Annotated in this window: 26 protein-coding genes and 1 tRNA gene; 18 read left to right on the forward strand and 9 right to left on the reverse strand. The window is 63.8% G+C overall.

What is annotated here, in order from left to right; translation table 11 throughout:
• Positions 1 to 100: 100 nt before the first annotated feature.
• A complete protein-coding gene (locus ACT54L_RS01140) occupies positions 101 to 805 on the reverse strand; it encodes a L,D-transpeptidase (protein ID WP_476084396.1) in 705 nt (234 codons plus the stop codon).
• Positions 806 to 1,187: 382 nt separating this feature from the next.
• Entirely contained in the window at positions 1,188 to 2,867 is a 1,680-nt protein-coding gene (locus ACT54L_RS01145; RefSeq protein ID WP_476083699.1) for a methyl-accepting chemotaxis protein, read from the reverse strand.
• Positions 2,868 to 3,851: 984 nt separating this feature from the next.
• On the opposite strand from ACT54L_RS01145, the gene ACT54L_RS01150 reads away from it, so the two are divergent.
• From ACT54L_RS01150 to ACT54L_RS01205, 12 genes are all read left to right on the forward strand, one after another.
• Positions 3,852 to 4,613: a hypothetical protein gene (locus tag ACT54L_RS01150; protein ID WP_476083700.1), complete on the forward strand. Its 762-nt coding sequence runs from the start codon at positions 3,852 to 3,854 to the stop codon at positions 4,611 to 4,613.
• A gap of 646 nt (positions 4,614 to 5,259) precedes the next feature.
• Entirely contained in the window at positions 5,260 to 6,456 is a 1,197-nt protein-coding gene (locus ACT54L_RS01155; protein WP_476083701.1) for a phage portal protein, read from the forward strand.
• A complete protein-coding gene (locus tag ACT54L_RS01160) occupies positions 6,456 to 6,956 on the forward strand; it encodes an HK97 family phage prohead protease (protein WP_476083702.1) in 501 nt (166 codons plus the stop codon). Before ACT54L_RS01155 ends, ACT54L_RS01160 begins: the two co-directional genes overlap by 1 nt.
• A gap of 2 nt (positions 6,957 to 6,958) precedes the next feature.
• Positions 6,959 to 8,116: a phage major capsid protein gene (locus ACT54L_RS01165; RefSeq protein WP_476083703.1), complete on the forward strand. Its 1,158-nt coding sequence runs from the start codon at positions 6,959 to 6,961 to the stop codon at positions 8,114 to 8,116.
• 25 nt (positions 8,117 to 8,141) lie between these two features.
• A complete protein-coding gene (locus ACT54L_RS01170; protein ID WP_476083704.1) occupies positions 8,142 to 8,549 on the forward strand; it encodes a hypothetical protein in 408 nt (135 codons plus the stop codon).
• A 241-nt stretch (positions 8,550 to 8,790) separates the two neighbouring features.
• The gene (locus ACT54L_RS01175) at positions 8,791 to 9,048 is read left to right on the forward strand and encodes a spike base protein, RCAP_Rcc01079 family (RefSeq protein ID WP_476083705.1); all 258 of its coding nucleotides are present in this window, start codon (positions 8,791 to 8,793) and stop codon (positions 9,046 to 9,048) included.
• Positions 9,048 to 9,875 (forward strand): AAA family ATPase, encoded by an 828-nt coding sequence (locus ACT54L_RS01180; RefSeq protein ID WP_476083706.1) that lies wholly within the window; start codon positions 9,048 to 9,050, stop codon positions 9,873 to 9,875. The genes ACT54L_RS01175 and ACT54L_RS01180 overlap by 1 nt, the downstream gene beginning before the upstream one ends.
• Positions 9,872 to 10,180: a head-tail connector protein gene (locus ACT54L_RS01185; RefSeq protein ID WP_476083707.1), complete on the forward strand. Its 309-nt coding sequence runs from the start codon at positions 9,872 to 9,874 to the stop codon at positions 10,178 to 10,180. Before ACT54L_RS01180 ends, ACT54L_RS01185 begins: the two co-directional genes overlap by 4 nt.
• 2 nt (positions 10,181 to 10,182) lie before the next feature.
• On the forward strand, positions 10,183 to 10,629 hold the full coding sequence (locus ACT54L_RS01190) for a phage terminase small subunit P27 family (RefSeq protein WP_476083708.1): 447 nt from the start codon (positions 10,183 to 10,185) through the stop codon (positions 10,627 to 10,629).
• Between the two features lie 58 nt (positions 10,630 to 10,687).
• Positions 10,688 to 12,190 (forward strand): terminase large subunit, encoded by a 1,503-nt coding sequence (locus ACT54L_RS01195; RefSeq protein WP_476083709.1) that lies wholly within the window; start codon positions 10,688 to 10,690, stop codon positions 12,188 to 12,190.
• A 96-nt stretch (positions 12,191 to 12,286) separates the two neighbouring features.
• Positions 12,287 to 12,451, forward strand: coding sequence for a hypothetical protein (locus tag ACT54L_RS01200; protein WP_476083710.1), 165 nt, complete (start codon positions 12,287 to 12,289; stop codon positions 12,449 to 12,451).
• A complete protein-coding gene (locus ACT54L_RS01205) occupies positions 12,448 to 13,743 on the forward strand; it encodes a hypothetical protein (protein ID WP_476083711.1) in 1,296 nt (431 codons plus the stop codon). The genes ACT54L_RS01200 and ACT54L_RS01205 overlap by 4 nt, the downstream gene beginning before the upstream one ends.
• Before the next feature lie 352 nt (positions 13,744 to 14,095).
• On the opposite strand, the gene ACT54L_RS01210 is transcribed toward ACT54L_RS01205, so the two are convergent.
• From ACT54L_RS01210 to ACT54L_RS01220, 3 genes are all read right to left on the reverse strand, one after another.
• Positions 14,096 to 14,350: a type II toxin-antitoxin system HicB family antitoxin gene (locus ACT54L_RS01210; protein ID WP_476083712.1), complete on the reverse strand. Its 255-nt coding sequence runs from the start codon at positions 14,348 to 14,350 to the stop codon at positions 14,096 to 14,098.
• Between the two features lie 477 nt (positions 14,351 to 14,827).
• A complete protein-coding gene (locus ACT54L_RS01215; RefSeq protein WP_476083713.1) occupies positions 14,828 to 15,265 on the reverse strand; it encodes a hypothetical protein in 438 nt (145 codons plus the stop codon).
• Positions 15,266 to 15,488: 223 nt separating this feature from the next.
• Complete coding sequence (locus ACT54L_RS01220; RefSeq protein ID WP_476083714.1) at positions 15,489 to 15,785, reverse strand: hypothetical protein; 297 nt, start codon at positions 15,783 to 15,785, stop codon at positions 15,489 to 15,491.
• 310 nt (positions 15,786 to 16,095) lie between these two features.
• Between ACT54L_RS01220 and ACT54L_RS01225 the strand changes: the two genes are divergently transcribed.
• The 5 genes from ACT54L_RS01225 (at position 16,096) to ACT54L_RS01245 (ending at position 19,604) form a co-directional block, all read left to right on the forward strand.
• A complete protein-coding gene (locus ACT54L_RS01225; protein WP_476083715.1) occupies positions 16,096 to 16,608 on the forward strand; it encodes a hypothetical protein in 513 nt (170 codons plus the stop codon).
• Positions 16,605 to 17,252, forward strand: coding sequence for a hypothetical protein (locus ACT54L_RS01230; RefSeq protein WP_476083716.1), 648 nt, complete (start codon positions 16,605 to 16,607; stop codon positions 17,250 to 17,252). Before ACT54L_RS01225 ends, ACT54L_RS01230 begins: the two co-directional genes overlap by 4 nt.
• A gap of 125 nt (positions 17,253 to 17,377) precedes the next feature.
• Positions 17,378 to 18,106: a hypothetical protein gene (locus ACT54L_RS01235; RefSeq protein ID WP_476083717.1), complete on the forward strand. Its 729-nt coding sequence runs from the start codon at positions 17,378 to 17,380 to the stop codon at positions 18,104 to 18,106.
• On the forward strand, positions 18,103 to 18,294 hold the full coding sequence (locus ACT54L_RS01240) for a helix-turn-helix transcriptional regulator (protein WP_476083718.1): 192 nt from the start codon (positions 18,103 to 18,105) through the stop codon (positions 18,292 to 18,294). The genes ACT54L_RS01235 and ACT54L_RS01240 overlap by 4 nt, the downstream gene beginning before the upstream one ends.
• A 212-nt stretch (positions 18,295 to 18,506) precedes the next feature.
• The gene (locus ACT54L_RS01245; protein WP_476083719.1) at positions 18,507 to 19,604 is read left to right on the forward strand and encodes a tyrosine-type recombinase/integrase; all 1,098 of its coding nucleotides are present in this window, start codon (positions 18,507 to 18,509) and stop codon (positions 19,602 to 19,604) included.
• Between the two features lie 8 nt (positions 19,605 to 19,612).
• Here the strand turns inward: ACT54L_RS01245 and ACT54L_RS01250 are convergent.
• The 4 genes from ACT54L_RS01250 to ACT54L_RS01265 form a co-directional block, all read right to left on the reverse strand.
• Positions 19,613 to 19,697, reverse strand: a tRNA-Leu gene (locus tag ACT54L_RS01250).
• 309 nt (positions 19,698 to 20,006) lie between these two features.
• Positions 20,007 to 20,780 (reverse strand): enoyl-CoA hydratase, encoded by a 774-nt coding sequence (locus ACT54L_RS01255; RefSeq protein ID WP_476083720.1) that lies wholly within the window; start codon positions 20,778 to 20,780, stop codon positions 20,007 to 20,009.
• Between the two features lie 99 nt (positions 20,781 to 20,879).
• Positions 20,880 to 21,761 carry a bifunctional DNA-formamidopyrimidine glycosylase/DNA-(apurinic or apyrimidinic site) lyase gene (gene mutM / locus ACT54L_RS01260; RefSeq protein ID WP_476083721.1) on the reverse strand — a complete coding sequence of 294 codons (882 nt, stop codon included), beginning with the start codon at positions 21,759 to 21,761 and terminating at the stop codon, positions 20,880 to 20,882.
• Between the two features lie 128 nt (positions 21,762 to 21,889).
• Entirely contained in the window at positions 21,890 to 23,092 is a 1,203-nt protein-coding gene (locus tag ACT54L_RS01265; RefSeq protein WP_476083722.1) for a DNA recombination protein RmuC, read from the reverse strand.
• A gap of 82 nt (positions 23,093 to 23,174) precedes the next feature.
• Here ACT54L_RS01265 and def point away from each other — a divergent pair, with 82 nt between their 5' ends.
• A complete protein-coding gene (gene def, locus ACT54L_RS01270; protein WP_476083723.1) occupies positions 23,175 to 23,690 on the forward strand; it encodes a peptide deformylase in 516 nt (171 codons plus the stop codon).
• The last annotated feature ends 5 nt before the right edge of the window (positions 23,691 to 23,695 follow it).

Below are 23,695 nucleotides of genomic sequence, written 5' to 3' on the forward strand. Positions count from 1 at the left end.
CATTGCCCGCGGGGCAAGGAACGTCGATTTCAGCGCCCGGATGGGTAAGGCAGCCGCCTCGCGCGTCGACCGACGCAGGTTGCCCCCTTGGCGCCAGCCGTCAGGCGGGCAGAACGACCACCTTCGTCTTGACTGGCGTGCGGTTGTAGAGATCCAGCATGTCCTGGGTCAGGAGCCCGACACAGCCACTGGTCACGCCATTGCCGATGGATTCGGGATCCGACGTCGCATAGATGGTATACAGCGTGTAATTGCCGTTCTGGTAGAGATAGAGCGTGCGTGCGCCGAGCGGGTTTTCCAGTCCGCCGGGCATGCCGTTGGCATATTTTGCCACTTCCGGCTGGCGCTTGATCATTTCCTTAGGCGGGGTCCAGGTGGCCCACTCACCCTTGCGGCCCACATAGGCATCGCCGCTCCAGCGGAACCCGTCGCGGCCCACATTGGCACCGTAGCGGGTGGCCATGCCGTCTTCCTCGATGCGGTAGACGTAGTAATTGCCGGGATCGACGATGATGGTGCCGGGCGCTTCCTTGGTCTCGTAGCGCACGGTGCGGCGATAATATTTGGGATCGAGCTTGCTGATATCCGCCGCCGGGACGGGGAATTTCTCGGAGGGCAGCGGCCCGTAGAGCTTTTCAGCTTCGGCAAGGGTCATGCCATCCGGCGTGGCGCACCCGCCGAGACCGAGGGCACCCAGGCCAAGGGCTGAGCCCACCAGAAAAGTCCGCCGGCTGAGGTGAGGCGACATAGAACGCTTCAGCCCCATCTCGTTCGTGCCGCAGGAATTGCCACCGTCCATGACCATCACTCGCATTTCGCAGGTCCAGGTCCGCCGCTCCAGAATGCGACACGCATAAGGCCCGACCTAGCGTCGGGGCCATGAGCGCGCTCGGAGAGGATCGCCCAGACACACGCAGGTCTTCGCGCACGGCACGCTCCGATCGGTCAGATCGGAATGCAACGCACTCCATCTCTTCGCCTGGAGGCCGACAGGCCGGCCACGTGGGTCAAGCGGACCCTCACGTTCCCGGAGCTTGCTCCAAACTGAGCGGAGATTGCCGCCGTTGAGGACGAGAGGCAAGCGCGGGTTTTCACGAGGGGTGAGGGCTTGCCCCCTGGCTGTCCCCGTCGCAGCGTCAGAGGCCGCCATGCGAAGAAGCAGGGCGGCCCCATTGCCAGAGCAGCGGTCAGGCCGCGCGCAGCTGAGAAACGAAACTCTCAACCTCATGCCTCAGGTCGCCAGCCTGCTTGGACAACCCTTCGGAAAGGCTCAGCAACTGGCTTGAGGCGCTGCCCGTCATCTCGGCCGCTCGGCCGACGCCGGTGATGTTGTCCGTCACCTGCTGTGTGCCCGTGGCCGCTTGCTGGCAACTCTGGGCGATTTCGCCGGTGGCCGCGCCTTGCTCCTCCACCGCCCCCGCAATGGCAGTAGAAATGGACTTGATGTCCCCCACCACACGGATGATTTCCGCCATAGAGGCGACCGTTCCATCCGTGGCCGATTGGATTTCGGAGACCTTGGAGGCGATGTCGTCGGTGGCCTTGGCGGTCTGGCTGGCCAGTTCCTTCACCTCAGCGGCGACCACGGCGAAGCCCTTGCCCGCCTCGCCCGCCCGTGCCGACTCGATGGTGGCATTGAGGGCGAGAAGGTTCGTCTGATCCGCTATGCCCTTGATCAACGAGATGACATCACCGATGGCGCTTGCCGCCTTCGCCAACTCATTGATGCGGGTGTTGGAAGCCTCCGCCTCGCGGAAAGCGACATTTGCCACCTCGGCCGAGTGGAACACACGACCGCTCATCTCACGAACGGAAGCCGCCAGTTCCTCCGAAGAGGCAGCGACGGTTTGGACATTGCCAGCGGCCTGCTCAGCGGCCGCGGCCACCGCCTGCGCTTGACGGGAGGTCTCCTCGGCAGTGGCGGAGAGATTGCGGGCGGAGCCGGCCACATCGTTTGAAGTTGTGGCGAACTGACCAGAGAGCGACTGCATGTTCTTCACAAAGGCCTGGGCGAGATGCTCCCGCCGCGCCAGCTTTTCCCGCTCGGCTTCCTTGCGGCTATCCTCTTCCCGGCGGGCAGCCTCGGCGACCGCCAAGGTGTCTCTAAAGGTTCGCAAGGCCGCGCTCATGGCTCCGACCTCGTCCTGGCGCTCCGAAAAGCCCACCTCGGTCGCATAGTCGCCTGACCGGATGCGGTCCATGCTGGCGACCGTCGCGCGGATGGGCACAGCGATGAGCGCGTTCAGGGCGAAAGCCGCGGCCAAGCCGATCAGCACAATTGCCCCGACAGAAGCGATGGCGGAAATCTGGATCACACGCTGGGCCGAACGCATTGCCTCGTTACGTGCTCCGAGAAGTGAGGTCTCCGCATCCTTCAACTCGGCGACAAGAAGGCGAATCTTGTCGAAATAGACCTTGCCCTTGCCACTGCGCTCCACATCGATGGCCGCATCCTCGGAGCCGGGCTTCCTCATCAGGTCGATGGCATATTGAGAGACGTTACGTTGCCACTCTTCCACCTGCTGGCGCAGGGCCTCGAGCCGCTTCTGCTGGATCGGATTGTCGCTGGTTAGCGACTTCGCCTCCTTCCAATTGTCGACAAAAGCCTTCTCACCGGACACAAGCGGAGCGAGGCTGCCATCCTTCCGAGTGAGAAGAAAGCCGCGAAGGCCTGTCTCCTGGTCCACCATGGCCGACATCATCCCATCGACCCGGTCGAGCACATGGTACGTGTGGAGGGTCCAGTCCACATTCTTCGATACGGTCGCCTCCGCCTGAAGAATGACAGCGCCCGTGACAACACTTGCCAGAAGCACAAATCCAAACATTAAAATTATCTTTGTCCGGATCGCCAAATTCTTCAACATACCACGCACCTCCGATTTTATATGTCACGCTGTACTAACAATCCCGATCTACGGGGTGAGTTTTGGAAGGAGACGAACAAGCCAGATTGCGCGGCACCTTGGGACTTAACTTCAATAGAGAGGGGGAGCGGCCGACAGGAGCTGGCCTTCGTTTCCGGAAAGCCACATGACCCCTCTCGCGCATGCCCGTCCGGGCCGAGATCGTTCGACCTACCGTTCGTCATGCAGACCCTCAGGCGCGCGCAGCCTCCCAACGGCTGGACTGATCAAGTCAACCACCTGAAGCTTGCCTCAGCCTGTTGAGAGGGGGGGGGCGATCTCCAGCCATGAGGCGCGAGAAGAGCCATGGCAGATCGCGCACCGGCCGGGCGACTCCGGGCGAAGGGGAAACAAGGGAAAGAGGCTTAAAGAGAGGGCATGCCGCAGCGAAGGTGCACCAGAAATGCCCGTCTGCGTGATCGCAGAGCCGTGGTGTGAGGGCGAGTCCTGGGGTTCAGCTGATAAGGGCGATGAATACCGCGCTGGCCCAGAAGGACCCACTCCGCGGAACCAAGGCCATCACATTCGCAATGCAGAGTCGGACGGCCCATGCTTCGTCGGACGGGACATGGCGAGGACCATTGGACCACCTGTCTGTACCACCAGACGGTTTCCAACGCCACGAAAGACCAAGAGTTTTGGCAGATCAACGCCTTAAGAAGGCGATGGTGCCCAGGAGAGTAATGGCGTTTTTGGCGAAGTTTCAACGACTTCGCCTTATGTGCGGGCGAAGTCTGCGCCATTGAAGAAAAAGAGGAAATTTCGGGCTCGCCCGCACCTCAATTCCCAGATCAGCCTCGCTGCATACGATGGTCACCGCCACCTCGGCAGCGTCATCGGCAACATGCGAGGAGGGTTCCGCGCGCTCGCGCCGGCCGGCAAATGCGTCGGCACCTTTCCGACCATCAAAGCCGCTGCTGACAGCCTCAGTGCGAGAGTAGCGCCATGAACGCTCCTCTCTCGATCGCGGCGCAGGACCTTCAGGTCAACATCGCGCGGGCGAGCTCGGTTTCTGGCCTGGACGACCTAGCCAGTATGGTTTGGCGAAGCTTCTCCTTGGGCCAGATATCGGAAGCCGAGTCCGAAGCGTTGGACGGAAGTGTCTCAGCGCGTCGGCTGGCCTTGGTTGGATCTCGCCCGACGAACTGCAGCGGAAGGCTCGCTCAACGCACCGTCAGCATGTTCAAGCCGCGTCGGCGCCAGGCTTCACCTGATCGCGCGGCATCGAGAGAGCGGAGGCGCATCTTAGGTGGCTCCGGGGCTCTTCCGGACATCTTCCGGAGCGCCTTCACCGAAGGCGAGCGGGCGGCGCTGACGATCGTGGTCGGCGAAGTGAAGGTGCACGGCAGGTGCACCCTTCCGATCGATCAGATTGCGGCGCTGGCAGGTGTCGGTCGCACCACTGTTCAAAACGCGGTCCACGAAGCCAGGCGTCGCGGCCTGGTCAAGGTCACCGCGCGGCCCCGGGTGGGCGCGAAGAACCTTCCGAACATAATCGAGATCCTTTCGCAAGAGTGGATCGCATGGATCAAGCGTGGCCCCAAGCGCGGCATCCATCCCGACGGCGGGACAGGGTCCAATTCAGCAACCACTGCCAGAAAATTGAACCCCACGAAGAACATACAGAAAAAGAAGAGACCTTCAGGGAGAGGGGATGGAGATCGCCCGCCACTAATCATTATTCCAGCTTTCGGAACGCACCAATGAAGCGCAGCGAACACGACAGGCGGAGGCACATCGCGGCCCTGGCGAGCCTCGCATTGCCGGCGGACCTGGAGGACGCGTTCACTGAGACGCACCTCGCGGTGCTCGGCTTCATCGGCCTCGAGGTCATGTCTACGCGTCACCGTCTGTGCACCAAGTCGGTGAGAAACATCGCAGATGCAACAGGTTGCACTCGCCGCATGGTAGAGGACGCGGTGCGCAACGCAGCTAGGCGAAGGCTTATTGAGGTCACTCCGCAGTTCGGACCAGACAAGGGTAAGGCGGCCAACCTTATTGCCATCGTGTCGCCCTCCTGGCGCGCGTGGCTCGGCCTCTCTGAAGCGGGGCGCCACGCAGCGCGCGGGAAAATGACCGCCCCATTGCCTTCAGATGAGCGGGTTCGAGATACCTGGCGGCGCCGCCCCAATGAAAAAAGGGGGGGGGGTGGTTCTCGACTTGGCTGAATCGCCTAAGGACCGACGGCCCCCAATCCGTGCAATTTATAGGCTGTATGGGCATTTTTACAATTGGATCAATTGGTTAGACGGATATTGGCAGCATTTTTGCTGTGCGGACGTGACCCTAATTGACCTCAATTGACCCTAAGCTTTCGTGGCGAAATGGAGAGGACGGTTGGCATCATGTTCGCATGCGCAACCCGCTCAAATTCTTCTCCCGCCTCTTTGAGGCCAAGTCGCTCGCGGCGCCCGATGCCGAGGCGCTCGCGCTGTTCGGCGCCACGGCCCAGACGGCAGCGGGCGTTGCCGTGGGGCCTGGAAATGCCCTGACCGTCCCTGCCGTGTCCTGTGCCGTGCGGGCGATCAGCGAAGCCGCCGCGTGCCTCGACGTGACCGTGAAGCGGCGCGAGCCGGACGGCACCGAGACCGAGGTGACAGACCATCCGGTGGCCGCGCTCTTGCGGGACGGGCCGAACGACTGGACGGACGGCTTCACCTTCCTGCGAGACCTGGTGGCGCAAGCCCTGATTTACGACATGGGCGGCTTGGCCTGGGTCAACCGCGTGAACGGCCGGCCGGTGGAGATCATCCACTACCAGCCCGCCTTCCTGACCGCACAGGACGACGGCACCGGCACCGGCGCGTGCCGCTATTTCCTGAACGGTGGTGCGATTCCAGCCCCGGATACAATCCACCTGCGCTCGCCTTTCGGCCGCTCGCCGCTGTCTCTGGCGCGCGAAAGCATCGGCCTGGCGCTCACCCTCGACGCGCATGCGGCGCGCCTATTCGGCAACGGCGCCCGCCCCTCTGGCGTGCTCTCGCTGAAAGACAAGGTGACGCCGGAAGCCATCTCCCGCATCCGCGCCTCCTGGCAGCTGGCGCACGGCGCCGGCAAGTCCGGCGGCACGGCGATTGTCGAGGGCGGCGCCGAATATGCGCCGCTCACCATGAGCTCGGTGGATGCCCAGTTTCAGGAGATGCGCAGCTTCGAAATTCTTCAGGTCGCCCGCGCCTTCCGCGTGCCGCCGCAGATGCTCTACGACCTCACGCGCGCCACCTGGAGCAATTCTGAGCAGATGGGGCGCGAGTTCCTGGTGTTCACACTGGAGCCTTGGTTGCGAGCTCTTGAAGGGTGCCTGCGCCGCGCGCTCTTCTCGCCGGAAGAGTTCCCCACGCACCGCGTCCACTTCGAGCGCGATGACCTCACGCGCGCGGACATCGGGGACCGCGCCACGGCCTATAGCTCGCTGATCGCGAGCCGCGTCCTCAACCCCAATGAGGCCCGCGCCTGGGAGGGCCTGCCGCCCTATGAGGGCGGCGAAGAGTTCGCCAACCCCAACACGGGCAGCAACCAGCCGGGCGCCGCAGCCCCGCAGGGGCGCGCGTAATGGACCGGCTCTTCTTCGAGACCAAGATCCTCGCCGACGACACAGGCGCCATCGAGGGCCTCGCTTGGCCCTTCGGCACGCCCGACCGCGTGGGCGATGTGATCGAAAAGGGCGCGTTCGCGGGCGCCAGCCTGCCCCTGCCAATGCTGTTCGGCCACGATCCCAATGACCCCGTGGGCGCCTGGACCGAGGCGACCGAGGCCGCTGATGGCCTGCGCCTGAAGGGCAATCTCCTGGTGGAGGACGTGGCCCGCGCCCGCGAGGTGCATGCCCTGGTGAAGGCCGGCGCCGTGCGCGGCCTGTCCATCGGCTTCGTCACCAAGAAGGCGGTGCCCCGCAAAGGCGGGCGCACCATCACCGCCCTCGACCTGATCGAGTGTTCGCTTGTCACCGTGCCCATGCACCCGGGCGCGCGTGTCACCAGCGCCAAGTCCGCGGTGGAGGCCCTCTCCATCGCCGAAGCCATCAACCGCGCCGCGCGCGCCATGTCCAAGAGGTAAGCATGTTCCACGCGATCCCGGCGCCGGCTGGCGTCATCGAACGGAAGGGCGAGGAAGACGATCCCGCCTCCATCGTGACCAAGGCCCTCGACGGCTTCAAGACCGAGGTGGCGGGCCGCCTCGACAAGCTGGAGGAGAAGACCGGCGCGGCGGAAAAGATCGCCGGCCGCCTCGACAAGATCGAGGCCCGGATGAACCGGCCCGGCGGCACCAAGGACGATGCGCCGGAAGCCTCGGTGGAGCGCAAGGCCTTCGGCGCGTATCTGCGCCTGGGCAATGCCACGCCCGCCGACGAGATCAAGGCTCTCACGGTGTCCAGCGACCCGCAGGGCGGCTACCTCGCCCCGTCCGAGATGAGCACCGAGTTCGTGCGCGACCTGGTGCAGTTCAGCCCCATCCGCGCCGTCGCCAGCGTGCGCACGACCGGCGCGCCGTCCGTGATCTATCCCCGGCGGACCGGCATCACGAACGCGAAATGGAAGGGCGAAGGTCAGACCTCGGAAGCCTCCGAGCCGGCGTTCGGCCAACTGGAAATCCCGATCCGGGAGATGAACACCTATGTGGACATCTCGAACCAGCTTCTCGCCGACAGCGCCGGGCAGGCGGAAGCCGAAGTGCGCCTCGCGCTCGCCGAAGACTTCGGCCAGAAGGAGGCCCTCGCCTTCGTGTCCGGCAATGGCGTGTTGGAACCCACCGGCCTGCTGACTGATGCCAGCATCGCCTATACGGCCAACGGCCACGCCACCAACCTTTCGGCCGATTCCTTGATCGGCCTCATGTATGCGCTGCCCGCCGCCTACCGCAATGCCGGCTCCTGGCTGCTGAACGGCACCACCCTCGCCGTGATCCGCAAGATGAAGGATGGGATGGGCAACTACTTGTGGCAGCCCGCCTTCCAGGCGGGCCAGCCCGAGACCATCCTCGGCCGCCCGGTGGTGGAATCGGTGGACATGCCCGACATCGCCGCGGACGCCTTCCCCATCATGTTCGGCGACCTCGCCACCGGCTACCGGATCGTGGACCGCGTGTCCCTTTCCATTCTGGTGAACCCCTACGTCCTCGCCACCACCGGCATGACGCGCATTCACGCCACCCGCCGCGTGGGCGGTGGCGTCATCCAGAGCAAGGCCTTGCGCAAGCTCAAGATGGCCGTGAGCTGATCGGCGACGGAAGGAGACCACACACATGCGCGACCTTGCATCCAACATCGCCGTCCGCACCGTCATCGCTCCGGTGGTGGTGTCGGACAACACCGCCGCCGTGGGCACGGTGATCGACCGGCTCGGCTTCGACAGCTTGGCCTATGTGATCGCCACCGGCACCCTCGCCGACGCGGACGCCACCTTCACGGTGCTGCTGGAGGAGTCGGACGCATCCGGTTCTGGCTTCACCGCCGTGGCCGATGCGGACCTGATCGGCACCGAGGCGGACGCCAGCTTCACCTTCGCCAATGACGGCGTGGTGCGCAAGCTCGGCTATCGCGGCCACAAGCGTTACACGCGGCTCACCATCACGCCGGCCGGCAACAGCGGCAGCGCGCCGCTCGCGGCGGTCGCGATCCTCGGCCACGCGGCGAGCCGCCCGGTCGGCTGACGCCTTGGGGCGCCGACCTTTGAGGGCACGTAGCGGCCTGCCCAATAGCGAGAATTCCGCCTCCCTGGCGCCCACGGCCTCGGCCGTTGTTTTGGGGGGGACAAGGCGGAAGCGGTCGCGAGCACCAGCCGGCTCCAGGCGGCCAAGGGCTCAATCGTGCGCCCGGGCATGGGTGCGGGGGGAGGTGCGAGGCTTGGCTTCGCCCTCCCCACTCAACCGCGCACAATCCGAGAGGTGAGTAATGGACCCGTTCGATTCCTTTGCGCTCCAGGTATCCGACCAAGCGGTGAAGCTCGCCGCGATCACGCCGGCGGACGCAGACCTGGCGCAGTCCACTCGCGCCCTCTATGTCGGCACCGGTGGCGACATGGTGGTGACCGGCAAGGACGATTCCGCCTCGGTGACGCTCAAGAACGTCGCCTCCGGGACGATCCTCCCCATTCGCGTCAAGCGCGTGGCTGCCGCAACCACTGCTACCAACATCGTCGGGCTCTACTGATGCCCGTCCGCGCGCCCCGCATCTGCGCCTGCGGCTACCGGATCGCGCCGGCCGAAATGTGCCCGTGCGAGCGGAAGCGCTCTGCGGAGCGGAGGGCGCGCGCGGAACTCAATCGCCCAAGCGCCCGAACGCGCGGCTATGACACAAGGTGGGACAAGGCGCGGGCCACCTTCCTCAAGTCGCATCCGGTGTGCGTCAATTGCTCGGCCGCGGCGACAGTGGTTGACCACATCACGCCCCATCGCGGCGACCAAGCGTTGTTCTGGGACAAGGCAAACTGGCAACCGCTCTGCGCCCCCTGCCACAACCGCTTCAAGCAGTCGGCGGAGAAGCGCGCGGCCGGAACGGTCCTCTCCCAACCGTTCCTGCGCCCGTCGCGCATTCCGGTGACCATCGTCTGCGGCCCGCCCGGCTCCGGCAAGAGCACCTATGTGGAGAAACATCGGCGCCCCGAGGATCTCGTGATTGACCTCGATCTCATCAAGGCGCGGATCTACGGCACCGCCAGCCATCAGGCGCCTCGCCATTCTGAGGCCACGCGTGCAGCGCTCACGGAGCGCAATCGCATCCTGACGAGCCTCGAGAGCGACCGCACGCACCGCCATGCATGGTTCATCATCGGCGCGCCGGATCCGCAAGAGCGCGAGCTTTGGCGCCGGAAGCTCGGCGCCTTGAACATCGTGGTCATGGATACGCCCCGGGAAGAGTGCATCCGGCGAATCCGCGCCGATCCGAAGCGGGACGGTCAACGGTCCTGGATGGTGGACGCGGTTTACGCCTGGTTCGAGAAGGCCGGCACACACGCCCCCAAGGGAGGCAAGGCATGACGGAGACCTGGCGCCTGGTCCTGCTCGAGCGTGTGAAGCGGCGGCTGGCTATCGATTTTGACGATGACGATCTGTTTCTCGACGGCGTCATCTATGCGGCTCGCCAAGTGATCGAGGGCTGGGTTGGGCCGTTTGACGATCTGGTGGGCGAAGACGGCGCGCTGCCCGACTGCCTTATCGAGGCGGCCGGCATGCTGGTGGGCCATTGGTATGTGAACCGGGAGGCCTCTGGCCCCCCGGATGTGGTCACGCTCCCCATGGGCTTTCACGACCTGATCGAGCCCTATCGGAAATGGGAGTTTTGAACATGCGGGGACGCAAGGCCGAAATTGTGCCGCTGTGCGAGGACGCGCCGGACGAGATGCCGCAGCCGCCGGAAGACCTGTCCGCCGACGCGCTTGCCGAGTGGAACAGGGTGCTGCCCATCATCTTGACCGAGCGGCGCACCCTGTCCGTGGCAGACCTCACCACCTTCACGGCCTATTGCACGGCGGCGGGAATGGCCACCGAAGCGCGGCGGATCATCAACCGAGAGGGTTTGACCTATATGGGCGCCAGCGGGCCGAAGAAGCACCCGGCCGCTGCGATCCTCTCCGATGCCATGACGCAGGTGCGTCAGTTGGCGGCCGAGCTCGGTTTGACCCCTGCGAGCCGTGCGCGGCCGGCAATCCGCGAGGGCGCGGAATTGAACAGCGGAAGTGGCTATGACAGCGATCTCTTCGGAGGCGCCCTCGGTCCCTCCTTCCGGAACTGAGGGTACCATTCCCGACCCGTTCGGCTATGGCGAAGCCGCTGTGCGGTGCCTGCGGGCCATGCGGCACCCCAAGAGCCGATTGCCCGGTCATGCGTTCCAGCTTGACCCGTGGCAGGAGGGCATCGTTCGCCGCATCTATGGACCGCGCAAGCCGGATGGAACGCGCATCATAAAGACGGTGGTGCTGCTGCTGCCGCGCGGCAACCGGAAAACGTCCCTCGCCGCGGCGCTCATTCTGCTGCACACCTTCGGCCCGGAACGCATCCCCGGGGGCGAGGTGATTTCGGCCGCGTCCGACCGGAAACAGGCCCGCATCGCCTTCCATGAGGCTGAAGGCATCATCTCCTGCACAACAGGGCTGAAGGCCATTTCCGTGTCGCAGGACTACAAAAACCGCATCGTCAATTCCAGGCACCGGACCTTCTATGAGGCCATATCCGCCGACGCCGGGACGCAGCACGGGCGCACGCCCGCCTTTGTGCTCGCCGACGAATTGCACGCCTGGAAGAAGCGCGAGCTATGGGACGTGCTGCGCTCCGGACTGGTGAAGACGCCGGGCGCGCTCCTGGTGGTGGCCACCACCGCCGGCCGGGGGCAAGAGAACATCGCCTTTGAGATCGTGGATTATGCCCGCAAGGTGAAGCGTGGCGAGATCGATGATCCGTCCTGCCTCCCCGTTCTTTTCGAGGCGGATCGCGATTGCGATTGGACGGACGAGGCCGTGTGGCGCGCGGTGAATCCCGGCCTTGCCCACGGCTATCCGGACATCGATGGCCTGCGCCAGCTGGCGCGGGAGGCGAAGGAGCGCCCTGGCGACCGGGAGGCCTTTCGGCAATTGAACCTGAACATCTGGCTCGATCACTCGGCCGATCCGTTCGTTGACATGACCATTTATGATGAGGGTGCCCAGCCGGTGGATATGGACGCCTTGCAGGGCGCCCCGTGCTGGCTTGGGGTGGACCTGTCCAGCAGTGGCGACCTGACCAGCATCGTTGCAGCATGGCGCGACGGTGACAGCTACATCGTCCATCCCTGGTATTTCTGCCCGGAAGAGAATCTGCGGGCGCGGACAGACCTGGACGGAGTGCCCTATGTGACGTGGGCGGAAGAAGGCTTTATCGAGCCGACACCCGGCACCGTCGTCGACATTCGCCGCGTCGAGACCATCATTCGGGACCTGTGCGACCGTTTCGACGTGCGCGAAATCGCGTTCGACCCGCATTACGGGCGCGTGCTGATGAGCAACCTACTGGACGACGGCCTCCCGGTTGTGGAGATGCGACAGACGGTCTCGACCATGGGTCCGGCCGTCACCGAGCTTGAGCGGGCGATCCTCGGACGGCGCTTGATCCATGGCGGGCATCCCATCCTGCGATGGAACTTCGACAACGTCGTCATTCGCAAGACGAGTGACGGTAGCGCTGTGTTCGACAAGGGCAAGAAGCGCGAGCGCATCGACGGCGCCGTCGCCTGCGCGATGGCCGTCGCGCGGGCATCGGTTGGCGAAGGCGGGTCGATCTATGACAGCGAGGAATGGGATCCTGAGCTGATGGTGATGTGAAGTCAAATGAAGCGCTGTCTGGATTTTCGTCCATCCGCAGAGGCACCCCGGATTGGCTGCGTTACCACTCAAACCATTAATAGAGGCCATGAAGGAATGACTGATCATCTTGATAGCGACACCAGTCCGCTCGCATCACCGGAAGACCCGGCGCCTGGCGCGGAAGATCTGGAGAAGCTCGGCATCCTTATCCGGCCCGGACCCGGGTGTGAGATCGACCTAGCCAGGGGCTTCACTCTTATCGTGAGCGATCCGAAATGAGTACACCGCGCCTCATCATCGGAAAGTTCGATGGCATCGGCCGGGTGCGGTTCTCCAAACCCGGCTATGACGTCACGGACCTGGATCTGACCAACGAGCAATTGGTGTTCGATAGCGCGTGGCCCGAGATCCTGGGCGTTCACAAAATGTCCTATGACACGGGCGACCTGAGCGTGACGCTCCGCACATATGAGAGCTATCGTCGCTTTACAGCGGACGTGTCCTTCCCCACGCTCCCATTTGCACCGCTCGCCCTGGCCTGGAAGGTTGACTATAATATAAAGAACTCCTTCCAAGATTTGGTATATCTAAAAAGATATATGCCGGCATGCGTTTGCACATCCTCCAATTACATCAGAATGACAAGCCCGGCCGATAACTATTCGGCCTCTAAATTTGCATATTACGTTTTCAATAAGCCGATCTTCGGCGCTGACTCTCGGGAATTAGACATGGGAGGCGGCAATTCGATGATCATGGGGAACCACCCCTCCAGACCTTCGGGCCTTTACATTTCCCGACGCGGCGCGAACGTGCTCACCTGCGGCGACGACGATCTGACGCTGTCCACGCTTCGCCCCATGCTTCAGGTGGCCGAAAGCGGGGTGGCGTCGGGTTATGTGAGAGTCAGCAATTTCGCCAACCATCTGGTGGGGGAAATCGTCACCGCGCGGAGCTATCCGCATCGGCCGCCGGTGCTAATGCGCGGCGCGACCCAGCCTTGGGGCCTGGGCAATGCAAGCGCCATCGCCACCAGCGAGTACGGATGGCGAAGCGACAACACGATCCACTTCGAGCTGACCGGCGGCGCCACGGCGGATCCGCTGCACTGGACCATTCTCGACTACGACAACACCTATGTCCCTGGCGCCGACCTCGCCCCAACGCCGAGGGTAGAGCTCAATGGCGGGGTACTCAAAATCTCAAAGAAGGACATCGATGTGAGGACGGCGGGCGAGAACGACCTTCTACTTCGCACGGATCGTTCGGTGCTTCACGTAAAAGACCGTATCTACAAAGCCTTTTTGCCCGGCGCCACTGCTGGGAACATCCCGCTGACCACAAACATCAGCGCGCCGCCCATCGTCATCTTTGGGCTGAACTGGAACGGCGAAAACTATTGCCGGCCGGTGGGCGTGAACACCACACCGCTGAACACGGATTGGCGTATCACGGGCCCGAACCTCGCCGACAACGTGAGGGCCAACGCCACCAACGCCAATCAGATCAGCTTCCTCGGCACTGCGGCGGCCGGCGACAACTTCTATGCTGCGGTGATCGAGCATAGCTGAGCCGGGCGAATGATGTTTCACTGACACGCGCGAAAAAACGCAAATCACTGCACCACGCGAGAAAGCGTGAATTAGACCCGCAGGTCGTCGGGCACGACATATGCCATCAACCCCGGCGGACAGAAGCGAACGGAGATGCAACCTGAAGGCGACGATCAAAGTAGTCGATCGTGTAGGTGGACAAGACCTCGGATTGGTCGTTGCCCACATGAATGACGTGTCTCCCGCCATCGGGAGACACAAGCTTGGTAACAGGTTCCATTCCTGTTTCACCGGCAGCGATACCACTACGGCATGTGCCGCCCGCAGAACGCAGCCAATGCATGTACGCCCCCAGCGTCGTCATGTATGGCTACGCAGCTTTCAAAATTTCACGCGTCACCGACGTGTTTTCGAAAAGCGCGTAAAAAGGCGCCGGGGCCGGCCCAAGGTCGAAGAGGGTGCGCCCGTCCGCCTCCATCTCTTCAGCCTCGAACCGAATAGCATTCTTAAGCCTCACGAGGGCCTCTTCCTCGCTCTTGCCCTGAGCGGCGACGTCCACCTCAAGGGCTTGCGCTATAAACATTTCGCCGTCTTTGAAGACGACCACCCTGATCGTCTGCGTCATAACTTTCTCCTCTCCCCCACCGGACCTCATTGAGATCCAGCCCCACATGTCTCACGCCAATATGGTGATTTCAGCGGTCTCATATCACCGAAATCAGCTAAGCGTGATCACGTTCGTGCATAACTCACTTCACTGTACCCCCAGTGAAGCCAGCTTCAATGCGTCTTTTGGGCCACTTTGGCCGAAAATTGACTACCAACGCGGAACGATCCCGCGCAGTTCCGTGAGGCAGGCTCGCCAACGACCAAACACAGTGTTTCACGGGAAACCCGCACTGAAACACGTTGATGTTAAACCGCCGGCCTACCGCAAAAAAAGAGCATGTGTGAGAACAAGCGTGGATTCTTGCCCTCTTCCAGATGCTTAGCAAAAGCACCGTGGAGGTGGGAAAGTGTCATATCAGGGATTTTGTGACACTTTTGATCATGGTTTGTTCCGATGCCCTCTAAGGGACAGGCGGCGCGTGGCGGGCTCGCATCACGCCTCTTGGTTTCGGTCCCCCTCGGGCTTGTTCGCGTCGATCCACGCCAAGTGCCACCGCGCAAACTCATCAAGCGTGGGGGTCCACACCTCGATCTTGCTGCAGGCCCTGGCGACCATGAGGGCGGCGACATGCAGATCGAACTGCATGGTATCCGCCTTCTGCCCGGCGCCGTGCTTCAGCCAATCCCGTTCCAGATTGAGCAGCGCATTCCAGTCCTTCCGGTTCGGCAAGCGCTCGGCTGCGCGCGGAGCGTTCAGAAGGCCATGGAAGAGGGTGCCTTCCTTCCGGTGCTCGAACATGCCTTCCGCAGCACCGGCGAGCGTGATCGCGAGATCAAAATGCCCCTCTTCGAGGGCAGCTATGGCGGCCTCGATTTGGCGGATTGCTGCCTGGTGGCGTGTGAGCGTCAAGGGCGTTTCGGGTGGGTTCATGGTGCCCGCTCCTTCAACCTCTGGCCCGGCCTATTGAACGCCGCGGGGATCAATCCGTCATCAGGTGCCCTGCGCACGGCGCCAGGAACAGCGATCAGGACCAATCGGACTTGGGCCGGCCTGGCACAGGCGTCCACCGAGCGGCACGCTCTTTCTGGCGAAGGTCGAGCACGCGCCAGCCCAGACGCGACAAGCGATAGCCCACTTCCGGATTCAGGGGGTGTCAGTCCCTGTCGCTGGACGCATCAGCCCACATGCACACGGCAATGTACAGGCCATAGGCGGCATCCTTGGCCCGCGCGAGACTTTCCGGGGCGTTGGCTGATCCGGCCGTCACCTTCGCCAGCAGCGCCTTTGTGAGGGCAAGGTCGGGGAAGGGGTGATCCGACTTCAATGCGACCTCGAGCCGAGCAAGCGTGACATTAGCTGCACTCAGCCGGGCTTCTGAAAACGCAGCGGGTGGGCAGTCTAGCGCGTCGAAGAGCGCGCGGGCGTCTGCAACCGTGTCCGCTTTCGTCATGTCGTCTTCCTCAGCCGCACCCCGGCCCCACCACCGTTCTCCGGGATAAACTCGACGCCGGCCGCCTCCAAAGCGGTTCGGATCGCGGACATCGCTTCTAGCGAGACCGGGCGCCTTACTTTCTCGAAATCCACCACGGTTGAAAGCCCCAGACCGGAGGCTTCCGCCAATCGCGGCTGAGTCCATTCAATGAGGGCGCGAGCAGCCCGGCACTGTGCAGGTGTCATTAATCAACATTTTCTGTTGACGACGCATGTCGGTCAACCTATCAACATAAACTGTTGATCACTTCCTATCACAGGTATTCGCAATGCCCAATGCTAGCTTTGGGGCAGACGCCCCCTCTTTGTCTCAAATCGGCCGAAGGGCATTCCTCGGCTCCTTTGCTGCTACCGCCGTCGCCACCACGGCGGCCGCCGACATTCTTGCTGGAGGTTCGCTTGCGCCCGCCGCGACCCCCGACCCCATTTGCGCGGCCATCGCCGCGTATCGCCAGGCGGCGGCGGACTTCCATGCCGCGGACATTCGAGGGCAGGCAGCAGAAGAGCGGCACGGCGCTCTCTCAGCGGAAGAGCGCGCCGCTGAGGTGGAGACCGACCGTGCATACAATCGGCGGCAAGACGCGCTCGAGGCTGTGATCCGCTCGGCGCCAACCACGGTCGAGGGACTGGCCGCATGGAGCGCTCTTCTCTCAACCAACTTGGAACACGTCTCCTTGGCGGGCGAGGTCTCTGAGGGTCTCGTGCGGGATCTCCTGGCGTCCGTCGCCGGCTTTGCAATCGCGGCGAAAGGCGCTCAGAACCATGCTGAGGTGACGCGATGAACGGCCCTTCGGCGCACCCCTCGCGCCGCGCCTTCCTCACCACCGCCGCGGCGGTCGGCACCGCGCTTGCGGCGGCGCCGGCCGGCGCCCAGACCAGCCCCACGCTGCGGCCGGCGGAGGGTCAGCCTTCAGCCACGCTCGAGCAATTCAGGGCGGCGCAGGCGCGGGCCACTTGGGCTTATGACGCCTGGGAGGGTGCGCGTCTCCGTCTTCGGCAAGCGCTTGACGCATTGGACGCGAAGGGCGTTCCGGCGCGGTTCGACGGCAATGTGACCGTCGCGTGCAGCCCCTATGTCACGCTCGAAAGGTACAAGGCGCTGCGTGAGCGCGCACGCAAGGCCGCGCTCGATTTCTACATATCGTCCGGCGCGGCAGAGGCTCGACAGAGGTACGAGGCGGCCCGTGCGGAAATCATTGACAGCCTGAGTGGGGAGGTGGACGCGACCGAAGAGGAGTGGCAAGCCGCGATGGCGGAGGAAGACAGGATCGTTTCGGAGATCGTCGATCCCCCGGCCCGCTCCATGGGCGAGGTGATGGTGAAGGTGTCTCTCTTCGATGTGCTGGACCAAGAGAACGATGTGCATGTGAATCTTGCACTGGCTGTGGTGCGCGACCTTCGCGCTTTGGCATCTGTGGGGCCTTAGCCGGCGCCTAGGGGAGATCCGGCCACCGGTGCGCCATCGTCGCAGCTCACCTAGGTCGCGCCTTTCGAGCTTACAACTTGCCTCTTCGTTTTTGTTTTGGTAAAACCAAATCACAGGAGCGAAGAATGGTCGCAGTTTCCCAGGCGGTGAAGGCTGTATCGGTCGTGACGATGACGGACGAAAAGACCGTCAACGCTTACGCCCGCGCTCTTATTGATGCTGGAGTACTGCCGAAGAGTAGCGGACGAGCTATAGCCCACGTGAATTCGGATCACGTTTGCAAGCTTCTAATCGCCATTGCTGTGAAGCCGACCATCAAAAAATCAGCAGAGATAGTTGAAGAATATTCAAAACTAACAGCTGAGACCAATGAAGGATCCATCACGGCCATAAGCGTTCTTTCCGACCTTCTGGGGGCAGCATCTGCAGGCGGACTAACTGATAGATGCTGGACCGACGTGTGCGCAGAGATTTCGGAAAATCGTTATGGAATTGATATTCACCTTCCTGCCAGTCGCAAATCGAAGCAATCAAATCGCGATATCCTCTTCCGTCTAGGGCTCACTGACGACCTTGGGCCATTTCTATCAACCGCCCACTTCTTTATGAGCCCCAATGACTTCTTTTCGAGGAGCGCCAAGATCACTTTCGACGGCTTACGCTTTATGTGCCAGCTGATGGGGGTGGGTTTCGCGGCCTCTTCGGAGAAGGGAGAGCAATGTGTTCAGCGCTTGCTCACCCTAACGCAAACAGAGCGCCCCGAAGACCACTACCGCCGTCTCAGCATATACAAAGGCGACGCTTCGGAAGGCGATGACGCGTACGACAACCACGGCGGGAGCGATCTCCCATGAGCCAACAACACAGCACCCTGCGAGGCCTCAAACAAATCGCTCACTATCTCAACGTGAGCGAGAGCACCGCGAAACGAATGATCGCCAAGGGCATGCTGCCCGACGCGCGAAAGAGCGGGTGCGGAGGTCGCACCTCGCGACTTGAAATGCCGGCCTCCGGCCGATCTGGAATAAAGCAGGAGGAGTGACAAATGCCTCGCCGCGGCGCCACGCGCACGCAAGCTGACATCGCCCGCTCGCTGCGGGCCGTCCGCGACGCCGGCCTTCAAGATTCCATGCAACTGGAGTGGCGGCCGGATGGAACCATTGTGATCGCGCCGCGCGACGGCGCGCCCTCTTCTGCGCCCCCGCCAACCGCTGGCGAACCGGACGGTAGCGAAATCCACCTGTGAGATAAGCTATGCCCAAGCCCCGCCCGCCATTCCTGCACCGCGAGACGACGCGCCACGGCGCCACAGTCTGGTATGTCCGCCGCGACGGCGGGCCGCGGGTGCGGCTGCGGGCGGAATACGACTCGCCCGAATTCTGGGCGCAGTATCGCGCCGCAATCGAGGGGGCGACGCCCGAGGCCAAGGGGCCGAAACTCGGCTCCCTTCGCTGGGCCATTGACCGCTACCGTGCAAGTTCAGCGTGGTCGAGACTCGCGCAAGCCACCCGCCGCCAGCGCGAAAACATCTACCTCCAAGTGATCAAGACGGCTGGGGATGAGCCCATCTCAGCCATCACGCAGAAGACGATCATCGCCGGCCGGGAGCGCCGGAAAGCGACGCCGCATTCGGCCAACAACTTCCTCAAAGCCATGCGCGGCCTGTTCGAGTGGGCGGCAGGAGACGGCGGGCTGGTGAAGGTAAACCCCTGCACCGGCGTCAAGCTTCTGAGGGGCAGCAATGACGACGTGGGCTTCCACACCTGGACGGAAGATGAAGTGTCCGCCTTCGAGGCCAAATGGCCGGTCGGCACCCGCCAGCGCCTCGCCTTGGACCTGCTGCTCTACACAGGATTGCGCCGCGGCGACGTGGTCCGCCTGGGGCGGCAGCATGTGCGCGATGGCCTGATCACGATACGCACCGAGAAAACAGGGGAGACCATCATTCTCCCACTCCTGCCAGCGCTCGCCGCTTCTATCAGCGCGGCGCCGGTGGGCGACTTGGCCTTCCTTGTCACCGAGCGCGGTCAACCGTTCGTCAAAGAAGGTTTCGGCAACTGGTTCCGCAAGGCCTGTGAAGCCGCTGGCTGCCCTGGCTCGGCTCATGGCCTGCGAAAGGCGGGCGCGGTCCGCGCTGCGGAGAACGGCGCCAGCGACAGGCAGTTGATGGCCTTGTTCGGCTGGAGCAGCGCCAAGATGGCTTCCGTCTACACGCGAGCCGCAGACCAAAAGCGCTTGGCCGCCGATGCCGCGAAGCTGCTCATGAGGGAACCGGAGGGGAACAAATCCACCCGCACCAAGCCCCGAGGTGCGGGCGTCAGCCCGAAAACCTCTAAAAAATCAGGAGCTTAGAAAATGAGTGGTGCCCAGGAGAGGACTCGAACCTCCACGGTGTTACCCACTGGTACCTGAAACCAGCGCGTCTACCAATTCCGCCACCTGGGCTCCGCAGCTCTTTCGAGCGGCGGGAGGCCGTTCTCTTACGGGGGAGCGGGGAGGCTTGTCAACGGCTGTGCGGCGACGGGGGCAGGAAATCGGTGGGAGATCCGCCGGCGGGCCTTGGCACGCTTGGAAAACGGCAAGTTTTCCACAGGGGTCCTGAAAACCGCTCGCACGCGCTGGGCGGGGCGAATCGCACGCTCACGACGTGGCTTTCGTGTTCAACAGGAGGCCCAATGCTCCAGCCGACGGAGCCGCCGGACAAAAAAATAGCCGCGGCGCCAGGCGCCGCGGCCGGATCTGGCTGCGACAGCCTCAGCGATGCGTGAAGCCCGGTGCGCGCTTTTCCACGAAGGCGCTCATGCCTTCGGTCTGGTCGGCCAGGGCGAACTGGGACTGGAACACCCGGCGCTCGAAGCGAATACCCTCCGCCAGCGAGGTCTCATAGGCGCGGTTGACCGCTTCCTTGGTCATCATCGCCACCGGCAGCGACATGTCCGCGATCTGGGCGGCCACCTTCAGCGCCTCGGGCAGCAGATCGGCCACAGGCAGAATGCGCGAGACGAGGCCAGCCCGCTCCGCTTCGGCGGCATCCATCATGCGGCCGGTGAGGCACATTTCCATGGCCTTGGACTTGCCGACGAAGCGCGTCAGGCGCTGGGTGCCGCCCGAGCCGGGCATCACGCCAATCTTGATCTCCGGCTGGCCGAACTTGGCATTATCCGCGGCGAGAATGAAATCGCACATCATGGCGAGTTCGCAGCCGCCGCCGAGGGCGAAGCCGGCCACCGCTGCGATCACCGGCTTGCGGGTCCGCGACAGGCGCTCCCAGGAGGTGATGAAATCGTCCAGGTAGGTGTCCGGATAGGAGAAGTCCTTCATCTCCTTGATGTCGGCCCCGGCGGCGAAGGCGCGCTCCGACCCGGTGAGCACCATGCAGCCGATCTCGCGATCGGCCTCGAAGACATCAAGGGCCGCGTTCAGGTCGCGGATGATCTGAGCGTTCAAAGCGTTCAGGGCCTGCGGCCGGTACAGGCGGATGAGCCCGACGCGGCCATGGGTTTCAACCTGAATCGTCTCGTATGCCATCTCTTGCCTCCCGATGGGGGCCTGAAGCCCGCCTGGGCAAGTTGTGTAGAGGGGCCGCGTGCGGGAGGGAAGCGCTTTGCGCCGCCCCCCGTCCGCTTGTCACCTCTGGCAGGTCGGGCAGAAGAAGGTGGATCGCGCGCTCTGCACGATGCGCTCCACGTGGCCCTTGCAATGGAGGGTGCGGCAGGCCTGCCCTTCCCGGTCATAGACGCGGAAGGCATGCTGGAAATAGCCGAGCTCGCCATCCACGCGGCGATGGTCCCGCAGGGAGGAGCCCCCCGCCAGAATGGCGTCCCGCAGCACGTCGCGAATGGCGGTCACCAGCCGCTCGGCACGGGCGGTGGGCGCCCCCGTCCGGGTGGCCAAGCTCGAGGCCTGGCGGCGGGGCGAGAGGCCGGCCCGGTGCAACGCCTCGCACACATAGATGTTGCCGAGGCCCGCCACCACCTTCTGGTCGAGAAGGGCGGCCTTCAGGCTGGTGCGCTTGCCCGCGCAAACCCGCGCCAGATGCTCCGCATGGAAGGTGTTGCCCAACGGTTCAGGGCCGAGGTCCCGCAGCAGCGGATGACTGTCGAGGCGATCATAGGGGACCAGCAGGATCGCGCCAAAACGCCGCGGGTCATTGAAGGTGATGGTGACACCGCCGGCGAGGCGGAACACCACATGGTCGTGAGGCCCTGGCTCGGCGCGCGGATAATGGAAGGCGCCGGGCCGGCGCGGGCGCGTGGCGCCGTCGATGCGGATGGAGCCGGACATGCCGAGGTGAAGGATCAGCACCTCCCCCCCGTCGAGATCGGCCAGAATGTATTTGGCGCGGCGGCCGATGGCCTCCACGCGGCGGCCGGCGAGGCGTTCGGCAAAGCTCTCCGGGAGGGGCCAACGCAGATCCGGGCGGCGGGCCTCCGCCTCTTCGATGACGGCACCTTGAAGGACGGGGAGGAGGCCGCGGCGGACGGTCTCCACCTCGGGCAATTCGGGCATCTTGTCTTCTACTCCACCGGCGCGCTTCCATGGCGCGTGTCCGGCTCTTGTCACCATCTGGAAGAGGAAGGCTATCCAGGCTGCGCCGCAGCGCAAGCAAGAAACACAGGCGCCTGGCCGATATCCCCCTATTCCGCAGCGTCCCGCTGGTCACCACGCTTGGCTTGCGGAGAGATGTGCGCCGCCAATTGTTCCGCCTTTTCAGGCGACTGCTCAAATTCCAACTGCTCCAGCCGGGCCCCGCGCTTGGCGATCTTGTCCGCCGACACGAGAAGCCCGGAAACGTCTTCACCGACCATGCCGAAATGCTTGGCGAGATCCCCCGCCCTGGTCCGTAGCCGGCTTACATCCGCCACCAGAGCGGCGACCTCGGACCGGATGCGGTCAGCCTGCTCGCGCATGCGGGCATCCTTGGAGATGGCCTGCACCACCTGGATGGCCAGCATCAGCAGGGAAGGCGAGACGATGACCACCCGCGCCCGGAAGGCGCGCTGGATTACGGCGTCGAAATGCTCATGCAGATCGGCATAGACGGATTCAGAGGGCACGAAGATGAGCGCAATGTCCTGCGTCTCGCCCGGCACCAGGTAGCGCTCCGCCACATCGCCCACGTGCTTCATCATGTCGGCCGCAAGCCGCGTCCCGGCGGCCTTTCGCGCCTCGGGCGTGGCCGCCTCGCGGAAGGCCGTGACGGCTTCCAGGGGGAACTTGGCGTCGATCAGCAGGGGGCGGGCGTCGCCGGGCAGAAAGACGGCGCAATCGGGCCGGCGGCCATTGGAGAGGGTATATTGGAAGGCAAAGCTGTCCCGCGGCAGGCCGTCGGCAATGATGGCCTCCATGCGCGCCTGCCCGAAGGCGCCCCGCGCCTGCTTGTTGGACAGGGTCTGGCGCAGGGAAATCACCTGCGAGGACAGATCGGACAGGCTGCGCTCCGCCTTTTCCACCAGGACGAGGCGCTCAGCCAAGCGCGTCAGGCTGTCATGGGTGGCGCGGGCGGCGGTAGAGAAGCTCTCACCCAGACGGTGGGAGGTGGAATCGAGGCGTTCGGAGACGGCGCGGGCCAGTTCGCTCTGCCGCTGGGCCAGGACCTCCGCCATGGTCTGCACGCGTCCGGCGGTTTCGGCCTGGATGCGGGCGAGATCGCGCAGCCGCGCCTCCAGTTCGCTGGCACGCTCGGCGGCCTCCACCGCCTCCTGAGCGCGCAGGGCAGCGGTGCGCCGGGTGGCCACCAGAAGCGCCAGCAGCAGAACCAGGGCGATCCCGCCCATGCCGGCCAGAATCTCGCCGCCGCTGATACCGAGGGACCCCATGGGGAAGAGCTGCTCCATCATCTTCTTCCCAATACATGACTCCTCTTCGTGAACAAAGAGCGAACATGTTGACCGCTGCCGTTGCATCGCCTATCTGGCGGGAATGGCCATCCGACCCATCATCATCCTGCCCGATCCCAAGCTCCGCCTCAGCTCCGCGCCGGTCGAGAAAGTCGACCATGCGGTCAAGAAGCTGGTGGAGGACATGTTCGAGACCATGTACGACGCGCCGGGCATCGGCCTGGCGGCGGTACAGGTGGGCGAGATGCGCCGTGTCGTGACCATCGACGTGTCGCGGGAGGGTGAAGCCAAGCAGCCCATGGCCTTCATCAATCCGCAGGTCATCGCCAGTTCGGACGAGCTATCGGTCTATAATGAGGGCTGCCTCTCCATTCCCGATTATTACGAGGAAGTGGAGCGGCCGGCACGGGTGACCGTGCGCTACCAGGACCTGGACGGCGCCACCATCGAGCGGGAAGCGGACGGTCTGCTGGCCACCTGCCTCCAGCATGAGATCGACCACCTCAACGGCGTGCTGTTCATCGACCACATCTCGAAGCTGAAGCGCGACCGGGTGACCAAGAAATTCGTGAAGGCCGCCAAGCGCGACGCCGGCTGACGGAG

The sequence above is a fragment of the Aquabacter sp. DMC10 genome (assembly GCF_056314145.1).

Coding starts and splice junctions, on each gene's coding strand:
- ACT54L_RS01215 (WP_476083713.1), bottom strand. CDS start 15,265: ATGAACCCACCCGAAACGCCCTTGACGCTCACACGCCACCAGGCAGCA.
- ACT54L_RS01185 (WP_476083707.1), top strand. CDS start 9,872: ATGACGGAGACCTGGCGCCTGGTCCTGCTCGAGCGTGTGAAGCGGCGG.
- ACT54L_RS01255 (WP_476083720.1), bottom strand. CDS start 20,780: ATGGCATACGAGACGATTCAGGTTGAAACCCATGGCCGCGTCGGGCTC.
- ACT54L_RS01175 (WP_476083705.1), top strand. CDS start 8,791: ATGGACCCGTTCGATTCCTTTGCGCTCCAGGTATCCGACCAAGCGGTG.
- ACT54L_RS01200 (WP_476083710.1), top strand. CDS start 12,287: ATGACTGATCATCTTGATAGCGACACCAGTCCGCTCGCATCACCGGAA.
- ACT54L_RS01225 (WP_476083715.1), top strand. CDS start 16,096: ATGCCCAATGCTAGCTTTGGGGCAGACGCCCCCTCTTTGTCTCAAATC.
- ACT54L_RS01165 (WP_476083703.1), top strand. CDS start 6,959: ATGTTCCACGCGATCCCGGCGCCGGCTGGCGTCATCGAACGGAAGGGC.
- ACT54L_RS01210 (WP_476083712.1), bottom strand. CDS start 14,350: ATGACGCAGACGATCAGGGTGGTCGTCTTCAAAGACGGCGAAATGTTT.
- def (WP_476083723.1), top strand. CDS start 23,175: ATGGCCATCCGACCCATCATCATCCTGCCCGATCCCAAGCTCCGCCTC.
- ACT54L_RS01155 (WP_476083701.1), top strand. CDS start 5,260: ATGCGCAACCCGCTCAAATTCTTCTCCCGCCTCTTTGAGGCCAAGTCG.
- ACT54L_RS01240 (WP_476083718.1), top strand. CDS start 18,103: ATGAGCCAACAACACAGCACCCTGCGAGGCCTCAAACAAATCGCTCAC.
- ACT54L_RS01205 (WP_476083711.1), top strand. CDS start 12,448: ATGAGTACACCGCGCCTCATCATCGGAAAGTTCGATGGCATCGGCCGG.
- mutM (WP_476083721.1), bottom strand. CDS start 21,761: ATGCCCGAATTGCCCGAGGTGGAGACCGTCCGCCGCGGCCTCCTCCCC.
- ACT54L_RS01265 (WP_476083722.1), bottom strand. CDS start 23,092: ATGATGGAGCAGCTCTTCCCCATGGGGTCCCTCGGTATCAGCGGCGGC.
- ACT54L_RS01160 (WP_476083702.1), top strand. CDS start 6,456: ATGGACCGGCTCTTCTTCGAGACCAAGATCCTCGCCGACGACACAGGC.
- ACT54L_RS01230 (WP_476083716.1), top strand. CDS start 16,605: ATGAACGGCCCTTCGGCGCACCCCTCGCGCCGCGCCTTCCTCACCACC.
- ACT54L_RS01140 (WP_476084396.1), bottom strand. CDS start 805: ATGGTCATGGACGGTGGCAATTCCTGCGGCACGAACGAGATGGGGCTG.
- ACT54L_RS01220 (WP_476083714.1), bottom strand. CDS start 15,785: ATGACGAAAGCGGACACGGTTGCAGACGCCCGCGCGCTCTTCGACGCG.
- ACT54L_RS01145 (WP_476083699.1), bottom strand. CDS start 2,867: ATGTTGAAGAATTTGGCGATCCGGACAAAGATAATTTTAATGTTTGGA.
- ACT54L_RS01150 (WP_476083700.1), top strand. CDS start 3,852: ATGAACGCTCCTCTCTCGATCGCGGCGCAGGACCTTCAGGTCAACATC.
- ACT54L_RS01235 (WP_476083717.1), top strand. CDS start 17,378: ATGGTCGCAGTTTCCCAGGCGGTGAAGGCTGTATCGGTCGTGACGATG.
- ACT54L_RS01245 (WP_476083719.1), top strand. CDS start 18,507: ATGCCCAAGCCCCGCCCGCCATTCCTGCACCGCGAGACGACGCGCCAC.
- ACT54L_RS01195 (WP_476083709.1), top strand. CDS start 10,688: ATGCGGCACCCCAAGAGCCGATTGCCCGGTCATGCGTTCCAGCTTGAC.
- ACT54L_RS01190 (WP_476083708.1), top strand. CDS start 10,183: ATGCGGGGACGCAAGGCCGAAATTGTGCCGCTGTGCGAGGACGCGCCG.
- ACT54L_RS01180 (WP_476083706.1), top strand. CDS start 9,048: ATGCCCGTCCGCGCGCCCCGCATCTGCGCCTGCGGCTACCGGATCGCG.
- ACT54L_RS01170 (WP_476083704.1), top strand. CDS start 8,142: ATGCGCGACCTTGCATCCAACATCGCCGTCCGCACCGTCATCGCTCCG.